7 protein-coding genes are annotated in these 8,437 nt (G+C 70.9%); 4 read left to right on the top strand and 3 right to left on the bottom strand.

The features are described from left to right. The 4 genes from VF697_RS32810 to VF697_RS32795 all read left to right on the top strand — a co-directional run. On the top strand, positions 1 to 869 hold an 869-nt coding region (locus VF697_RS32810; protein ID WP_331101170.1), incomplete at its 5' end, for a tetratricopeptide repeat protein. A 54-nt stretch (positions 870 to 923) separates the two neighbouring features. Next, the gene (locus tag VF697_RS32805; RefSeq protein ID WP_331101168.1) at positions 924 to 1,664 is read left to right on the top strand and encodes a TIGR02269 family lipoprotein; all 741 of its coding nucleotides are present in this window, start codon (positions 924 to 926) and stop codon (positions 1,662 to 1,664) included. A gap of 7 nt (positions 1,665 to 1,671) precedes the next feature. Beyond that, positions 1,672 to 2,394, top strand: a complete 723-nt coding sequence (locus tag VF697_RS32800) for a double-CXXCG motif protein (RefSeq protein WP_331101167.1) — start codon at positions 1,672 to 1,674, stop codon at positions 2,392 to 2,394. A gap of 398 nt (positions 2,395 to 2,792) precedes the next feature. After that, on the top strand, positions 2,793 to 5,174 hold the full coding sequence (locus VF697_RS32795) for a WD40/YVTN/BNR-like repeat-containing protein (RefSeq protein WP_331101165.1): 2,382 nt from the start codon (positions 2,793 to 2,795) through the stop codon (positions 5,172 to 5,174). Between the two features lie 107 nt (positions 5,175 to 5,281). Here VF697_RS32795 and VF697_RS32790 read toward each other — a convergent pair whose 3' ends face one another. The 3 genes from VF697_RS32790 to VF697_RS32780 form a co-directional block, all read right to left on the bottom strand. Then, complete coding sequence (locus tag VF697_RS32790; RefSeq protein ID WP_331101163.1) at positions 5,282 to 5,659, bottom strand: hypothetical protein; 378 nt, start codon at positions 5,657 to 5,659, stop codon at positions 5,282 to 5,284. Further along, on the bottom strand, positions 5,656 to 7,815 hold the full coding sequence (locus tag VF697_RS32785) for a TonB-dependent receptor (RefSeq protein WP_331101161.1): 2,160 nt from the start codon (positions 7,813 to 7,815) through the stop codon (positions 5,656 to 5,658). Before VF697_RS32785 ends, VF697_RS32790 begins: the two co-directional genes overlap by 4 nt. Beyond that, on the bottom strand, positions 7,812 to 8,437 hold a 626-nt coding region (locus VF697_RS32780), incomplete at its 5' end, for a PepSY-associated TM helix domain-containing protein (RefSeq protein ID WP_331101159.1). The genes VF697_RS32785 and VF697_RS32780, both read right to left, overlap by 4 nt.

The raw sequence follows: 8,437 nt of genomic DNA, 5'->3' as shown, positions 1-8,437 counted from the left end.
TCGCCGCCGAGGCCTCGCAGCGCAACGCACTCGCCGCGCTGGAGCGCGCCCGGCTGCACGAGGGCCCGGAGCAGGCGGTGGTGCTGCGCCGGCTGGGCACCACGCTGACGGCCCAGGGGCGCCACGAGGAGGCCCTGCCCGTGTACGAGCGCGCGCACGCGACGTTCCGCCGAGCGCTCGGGGCCGAGCACCCGCGCGTGGGCAGCACCCTGGTGAACATGGGCACCACGCTCAGCGCGCTGGGCCGGCACGCCGAGGCGCTGGTGCCGCTGCGGCAGGGGGTGGCCATCCTGGAGCGCACGCTGCCCGAGCGCCACCCGTTCCGCTCGGTGGCGCTGGACGCGCTGGGCTCGGCGCTGTGGCGGGACGGGAAGGCGGGCGAGGCGGTGCGGGTGCTGCACCGGGCGGTGGAGGCCGCGGAGCGGATGCGCGGGCCGCAGCACCCGGACGTGGCGCAGCCGTGCGGCACGCTGGGGCAGGTGCTGCTCGAGCTGGGGCGTCCCACCGAGGCCCTGGGCTTCTTCGAGCGCTCCCGGCGCCTCCGCGAGGAGGCGCTCGGCGCGGAGCACCCGGAGCTGGCCTTCGCGCTGACGGGCCAGGGCGAGGCGCTGCTGAAGCTGGGCCGGGCCGCCGAGGCGCTCGCGCCGCTGGAGCGGGCGCTGGCGCTGCGCGAGTCCCGGGCGGTGCCGCCGGTGGAGCTGGCCGAGACGCGCTTCGCGCTGGCGCGCGCGCTGTGGGAGACGCGCAAGGACACGGCGCGGGCCCGGCAGCTCGCGCGGCAGGCCGAGAGCACACTGGAGTACCCCGGCTCCGAGAGCCTGCGCGCCCGCGTCCAGGCGTGGCTCGGGCCTCGGACGCCCCGCGGTTAGAGGGCTGTCCCCGCGACGCGCTACCCTCCCCTTCCACTCATAAGGGGGTACGCAGTGCACGAGGTGAGACGCAGGGGAGTGCTGCTCGGGTTGCTGCTGGCCGGGTGCGCGGCCTCGGGCCCTTCGGTGCGCGAGGAAGTGGCGCTCGACACCTCTTGCCAGGAGGCGGAGCGGGACGAGGCGGACACGTGCCTCGCGCTCCTGTGTGACGAGCAGGTGTGCGGCTTCCTCCGCTGCGAGGACGTAGCGGAGGCGGTGGCCGAGCGGGCCGGCTCGGATGCGGCGCCCGGCGGCGTGGTGAAGACGCGCGGCACGAACGCGGTGAGCGTGTACCTGCCGGGCTCATCACCCATGAGGTACTGGGGACGGCCGCTGGCACTGCCCGAGGAGCGAGGCGCCGTCTTCATCATCCCGTGGCACCACCACCACCGCCGCCACCTGCTGCCCAGCCAGCAGAAGCTCATCGACGAGGCCAACGCGAAGCTGAACCGGCCTCACGAGAAGCACCACATCTTCCCGCAGGCATTCAAGGCGTGGTTCACGCTCCAGGGCATCGACATCCATCAATGGACCATGCTCATCGAAACCACCCTGCACAAAAGCATCCACCGCGGTGAGTACGGTGGTCCCTGGAACGAGGCGTGGCGGCAGTTCATCGAGGAGAGGAGGGGCCGGACGGTGACGAAGGAGGAAAGTTGGAAGCACGCCTGGGAACTTTGCGTGCGGTTCGGATTGATGGCTCCCCTTCTGCCGTACCATGGGAAGACGCGGCTGCCGCCTCCCATCGAATTCTGAGGAGCAGATGAGATTCTACGAACTGGGTTCCGTCCCATATGGGACCTCGCGCTACAAGGGCGAGTACAGCGCCGAGCGCCCATGGCATCTGCCCGGCCTGCATTGCCCCACGTGTGACATCAGTTGGGGTGGCATCTCGGAGGCCTATCCGAGCGTGGACCTGTCGGGGCTGCCGGAGGCCAAGCAGCTCAAGACGGCCCGGCTGGAAGAGGACTACGGGCGATTCGAACGCCTACGCGCGATGGTTCGCCCCCTGGTCCCCGCCTGGGCGCGACTGACCCCCGGTACGGGCTTCGGACCACTCGTGGGCTCGGCTCGTGGCACCTTCCCCCAGCTCTACATACTGTACTCCTGGAGGGTCATCATCCACCGGGATGCACTGGAGCAACTCCAGGCCGAGGGCCTCCGGGGACTGAAGGGCTGTCGCACGGGACTGCGCTTCCGGCAGCGGAACGCCCCCGAGTTGATGGAACTGGAAGTGGAATCCCACGGCCTCTTCCACCCGGACTGCCTGCCACCGGGAAACACCGAGCCGTGCAAGACGTGCGGTGGCTACTCTTTCGACCTGCCGAAACAACGCCTGCTCGACAAGGCCTCGCTGCCGGAGCACGTGGACGTGTTCCAGCTCCGCAACTGCCCCGGATTCATCATCATCACCGAGCGCTTCGTGGACACCCTGCGCCGGCTCGGCTTCGAAGAATTCTCCCTCCAGGAACTGCCCGTGCGCTGACGCCCGCATCGGGCCGGGTGGGTCGCAAGATACGGACAACCCTGTCCTTTTCTGGGACAGGCCCCCGACTCGCCCAATCGCGCGTCCTCTCAGGGGAAAGAATTCGGGCTGTCAAATTCTTTGACGTTTCCCTACGTGTCGCCCTGGAGTCCGCGCGCACCAGCTCGCGGGCACGAAGGGCTTCAACTCCCTGAAATTCCTCCCTTCCCCCCGTTGGCCCGGAAAGTGCTCAGTATCCGGCACTGACCGGGACGACGCGGCCGTGATCGAAGTCCGTGCTCGCGAGTCCTTCAATGGTTCCCGGCAATCCTGGTTCTCAGTTGCTTGGAAACAGATAATTGTGGTACTGCCGTAACCCTCTGCCTGGACGGACTCCAGACAAGCCCCAAGGAGTGGACGTGAAGCTTCCTTCGATGAAGTGGCAGCGCCTGTTCGCCGCGACGATCGCCGTGACCCTCGCCCCCGTCACCGCGCTGGCCGAGGACCATGACCGCGACGACGCGAACGCCCGCCGCGAGTTCCGGGACCAGTGGTACAACGAGTCCTACGGCAGCAAGGCGACCAAGAAGGCCAAGAAGGGCGGGCCCTGGTCGCGCGAGTTCCAGAAGTTCATGAACGACGCGGCGGCCAAGGAGCGCGCGAAGTATGCCGCCCAGCTCCCCGGCACCTCGACGACTATCACCGCGGTGACGGACCCCAACGCGTCCATCGCCGCCACTGGCACCACCTGGGTGAACATCGGCCCCAACAAGGCCAACTACGCCCAGAACGGCAGCTACAACCTGAACAAGACGGACGCGGGCCGGGTGCGCAACATCCTCATCGACCCGACCAACGCCAACACCCTCTACGCGGCCTTCGCGGGCGGCGGCGTGTGGAAGTCCACCGACGGCGGCGCCACCTGGGCGCCCAAGACCGAGACCCTGGGCAGCCTCTCCGTGGGCTCGCTGGAGATGGACCCCAACAACAGCCAGACGCTCTACCTCGGCCTGGGTGATCCGTTCGACGGCACCGGCGTGGGCCTGGTGAAGTCCATCGACGGCGGCAACACCTGGTTCGCCCCGGTGTACCTGGGCAACTCCACCTCCATCACCGACATCCAGGTGGTGCCGGGCAACAGCAGCATCGTGCTGGCCACCACCAACACCGGCATCTTCCGCTCGGTGGACGCGGGCGCCACCTGGTCGGCCGTCTCCCTGAGCACCGGCTTCGCCGAGGCTCCCTCCGCCTGGTCCATCGGCTGGGCCGGCGGCACCAAGTTCATCGCCACCCTGGAGGCCGAGCCCTCCTACACCAGCGGCAACACCCAGGGCCAGGTGTGGGTGACGGCGGACAACGGGGCCACGTGGACGCGCGCCACCGGCGTCACCTCGACGGCCGGCCTGGAGCGCATGACCGTGGCGGTCGCGCCCTCCAACCGCAACACCGTCTACGTGCTGGCCTCCAATCCCAGCGGCCAGCTGGCGGACATCTACAAGTCCACCAACGGCGGCACCAGCTTCACCGCGCTCGGCGCGGCGGCCAAGCGCTACTCCAACGGCAACACCGAGGCGCGCAACGTGAGCGCCCTCTTCAACGGCCAGGGCTGGTACGACCAGATGATCGTGGTCCACCCGACCAACGCCAACCTGGTGTACTTCGGCGGCGCGCTGCACATGGCGAAGACCACCGACGGCGGCTCGACCTTCTCCCAGGTCTCCAACTGGCTCGGCCAGTTCAGCCTGCCGTACGTGCACGCGGACTTCCACACCGCGACCTTCGACGCGACGGGCACCAAGCTGTACGTGGGCAACGACGGCGGCCTCTTCGTGACGGCCGACGGCGGCGCCACCTTCAGCGACTCGCTCAACGTGGGCATCGCCTCGCACCTCATCTACGACATCGGCAGCTCGGCCGGTGACCGCAGCGCCGTCATCGCCGGCCTGCAGGACAACGGCACCCGCGTGCGCGTGGGCTCCACCAGCGTCTACAACCAGGAGATCGGCGGCGACGGCTTCGACTGCGAGATCCACCCGGACGGCAAGACGATGCTGGGCACGCTGTACTACACCCGCATCTACAAGAGCACCGACGGCGGCCTGAACTTCGCCTCGGCGAGCACGGGCATCACCGAGAGCAACAACAGCTCCTCGGCGCCCTTCAACACGGTGCTGGCGCGCTGGGATGGCGACGCGACGGGCAACACCGTCTACACCTACTCCAACGCCAAAGTGTACAAGTCGACCAACTACGCCACCTCGTGGACGGCGCTCGGCGTGACGGGCCTGCCCACCGGCCTCGTCATCCGTGGCATCGGCACGGCGAAGAGCAACGGCAGCATCGTCGGCATCGTCGCCAGCGGCGGCCGCGTGTTCCTCACCAACAACGGCGGCACGAGCTGGACCCAGGCCGGCGTCCTGCCCAACAACGGCCTGAGCACCAGCAGCATCGCGTTCGACCCGACCAACCCCAACACGCTCTACGTCACCTCGGTGGCCCCGGACGCCACCAAGGCGCACACCTGGAAGTCCACGGACTTCGGCGCCACCTTCACGGCGATCGAGAACGGCCTGCCCGCGGGCGTGCCGGTCAACCAGATCTCCGTCGACCCGGGCAGCAGCAGCACGCTGTACGCCGCCACGCACCTGGGCGTGTACCGCTCCACCGACGCGGGCGCCTCCTGGAGCCGCTTCGGCACGGGCATGCCGCTCGTCAACGTGACGGACATCGAGATCCTCCCGGACTCGAGCCTCGTGCGCGCCGCCACCTTCGGCCGCTCGGTGTGGGAGCTCACCCCGTAAGCTGAGCCTCGCGCTCTGAAGTGAAAGGGGCTCGGACCACACGGTCCGGGCCCCTCGTCTTTCCGGCCTGTCGGGAGGGGCCCCGCGCTTGGGGCCCCGCGCTTCGCTCAGCCCGCGCAGGTGCCGTCGAGCGCGGTGCCGCTCGCGCCCTGGCACTTGCCGCTGGCGCAGTCGCGCGCCTGGAAGCAGGCCTCGCCCGCGCCGCGCTTGGGCACGCAGCGGCCGTAGCGCGCCCCCGGCTCGAAGTGGTTGGAGCAGGTGAGCGCCGACTGACACTCGGCCGCCTGGGAGCAGGGCTCCCCCTCGGCGCGCGGCGGGTAGTCACACACGCCCTGGGGATTCTCCACGCCCTCCTTGGGCAGTGGAGGTGTGGAGCACTCCAGTCCCTCGGGGCAGGGGGACTGGGCGTCGCACCGCTCGCCCACGCCCGCATGGCACCCCACCAGCATTCCCAGCACCGCGGCCCACGACAGCCACTTCTTCACAGGCTTCCCTCCAGCCCGAGCGTCACCGAGCGGCCCGGCGCGTCCACGCCCGAGGCGTGGGAGCGGTACGAGGCGTTGGCGAGGTTGCGCACTTCCACCGTCGCGGCCAGCGAGCGCCAGCGCGCCCCGGCCCGCAGGTGCACCGCCGCCCACCCCGGCGTCCCCTGGCAGCCGGGCGCCTCCGGGCAGATGCGGATGTCCTCGCGGTCCGCCGCGCTCAGCCGCTCCTGCTTCGCCGCCCACTGGAAGACGCCCTCCACGAAGGCGAAGTCCACCGGCTCCCACGTGGCGCGCACCAGCCCGTTGAGGGGCGGGGACTTGGCCAGCGGCTCCGTCTCGGGCGGTGCCTCGGGCGCCTCGGGGTTCACCCGCTTCTGCGAGGAGAAGACCCACGCGGCCTGCGCCAGCAGCGTCACCGGACGCACCGGCCTCCACTGCCCGGAGAGCTCCACCGCGTGCACCTGCGTGCTGTCCGCGTTCTGCCGCGCCAGGTACACCAGCCCGTCCGGCGTGCGCTCCTCCCCGTTGAAGGTGGTGGGCGTCGTCGTCACCTGGTTGTCGATGAAGGTATAGGCATACACGGCCTGCACCCGGGCCGTCTCCCCGCGCTGGAACCGCCCGCCCACCTCGCCCGTGTACGAGTACTCGGGGGACAGCTCGCGGCTGGGGAGCACGAAGCCGGGGCCCTCGGCGCCCAGCCGCAGGTAGTCGTCCACGTTGGGCGCGCGGAAGCCCGTGCCCAGGTTGGTGAAGAGCGTGAGCGCCTCGCCCACCCGCTGCTGGAAGCCCAGCTCCCCGGCCACGCCCAGCGCCTGCGCGGTGGAGGCCGAGAGCACCGGGCTGCCCGGGAACTGCAACGACAGCCGGTCATCCTCGGGCAGCTGGGTGCGGTTGAGCTGCGCCCGCGCGCCCACGTGCCCCGTCGCGGCGTCCCCGAGGTCCAGCTGGAAGAGGCCGAAGAGGCCAGCGGCCAGCGACGTGGGCGAGCCGGGGTAGCGCTCCAGCTCCGGACGGGACGAGAAGTCCCCCGGCACGAGGATGGCGCCCCGGGTGGCGCTGCCCGTCACCTTGTCGTGGAAGACGTCGGCGCCCACGCGCAGGAGGCCATTGTTCCACGCGACGGGCCGCTCGCCCTCGGCGCGCAGGCCGAGCGTCCACACGTTCGCGTCCTCGCGCTCGATTCTGTCTCGCGAGACGCGGAAGCGATCCGTGCGCTCGCCCTGGCGCAGGGCGCTCACGTCCACGCGCACGCTGCGGAAGGGCCCGGCCCCGGCAAGGGAGAGCTGGGAGTGGAAGAAGTCGCGCTCCTGCAGGGAGAAGGTGCGGAAGTCGCCGGGGAAGGAGCGATCCGTGCGCGGGGCGTCGCTCTGGCGCGTGGTCTGGTACTGCACCAGGAGGATGGTGCCGGGGGCCAGCCGCTGGCGCGCCTTCACCGCCGCGTCGTACTCGGTGTAGCCGGTGTAGCGCTGCACGCCGACGTCCGCGCCGCCGCGCAGGTCATTGAAGTTGCGCCCCGTCACCACGCCGAGCACCGCCGTGGACGGCAGCTCGACACCCAGGCGCAGGCTGCCCTGGAGGCTCGTGTCCGCGCTGCCCGCCTGGGCCTTCACGCTGGCGGGGATGCGCCGCTGGCCCTCGGGGGCGAAGCGCGGGGTGAGGGTGAGGACGTTGACGACGCCGCCCAGCGCGTCCGAGCCGTAGAGCACCGAGGACGGGCCGCGCACCACCTCCAGCCGCTCGACGAGGAAGGGGTCGACGGTGTTGAGGTACTGGTTGGGGCCGGCGCGGGTGACGGCGTTGTTGAGGCGCACGCCGTCCACGAGGATGAGCACCTGGTGGCCGAGCAGGCCGCGGATGATGGGGTGGCCGCCCGCGTGGTTGGTGCGCTGCAGGAAGATGCCCTCTTCCTCCAGGAGCGCCTCGGGGGTGGAGCGCGCGGGACGGCGGGACAGCTCCTCCGGCGTCACCTCCGAGCCCACGCGCGAGGCGGGGAGCAGGGGCTTGGGCACGCCCGTCGACGTCACCCGCGTCTCACGGCCCGAGCTCTCGGGGGCGGGCTGCTCCTGGGCGCCCACGGGGAGGGCGTAGCAGAGCAGGGCGGTGGTCGAGGAGCAGAGGAGCGCGCGCGCGGCGCGAGGCAGGGGGCGGAGTTTCATACGTTGCGGCGCAGGGGGGTGGGTTCTTCCCGAGGGAGGGGAGCGGGGCGCCGCGTCAGCCGCGGTCCCCACCAGAGCCAGAGTCCCGAGAGGCTGAGCAGCAGCAGGCCGAGCCCCAGCAGGGTGCTCACGGTGACGCGCGAGCCCTCGCCGAGAATCGAGCCATCATGGAGGGTCTCGATGAAGTCCGAGGCCCGGCGGTTCACCGAGAGCACCCGGGCGGTGCTCAGGTCGACCTGCACCTCCCAGAAGCCCTGGTGGAAGAGGACCTTGGCCACGCCCCGGGAGGGACGCACGTCGAGCCGATCAATGGGTCCGGGAGGCGCGCCCAGGTGGGCCTGGAGCCCCGCTTCCGCGGCGGCGGAGATGAGCTGGAGCGGCTGCCAGTCCCGGGCCTCGCTCGACACGCCCCGCTGCAGGGGCGGCTGGAGCACCGCGAACTGCTTCTTCCAGCCCAACAGGATGCCGGTGAGGCTGCTGAGCAGGATGAGGACGGTGAGCGGGACCCCCACCCAGCGATGCAGGGGACGCGCCCGGCGCAGCCAGACCACCACCCGGGAAGGACCCCGAGCGGCAGGGGGCGGCGGGGGGGAGGAGACCTCGGGTGGCGAGGCGGGGGGGA

The sequence above is a fragment of the Archangium sp. genome (genome assembly GCF_036388035.1).
Taxonomy (GTDB): Bacteria; Myxococcota; Myxococcia; order Myxococcales; family Myxococcaceae; genus Archangium.
Note: the sequence above shows the minus strand (reverse complement) of the source record. Positions and strands in the feature narration are given on the sequence as shown.

Coding starts and splice junctions, on each gene's coding strand:
- VF697_RS32785 (WP_331101161.1), bottom strand. CDS start 7,815: ATGAAACTCCGCCCCCTGCCTCGCGCCGCGCGCGCGCTCCTCTGCTCC.
- VF697_RS32800 (WP_331101167.1), top strand. CDS start 1,672: ATGAGATTCTACGAACTGGGTTCCGTCCCATATGGGACCTCGCGCTAC.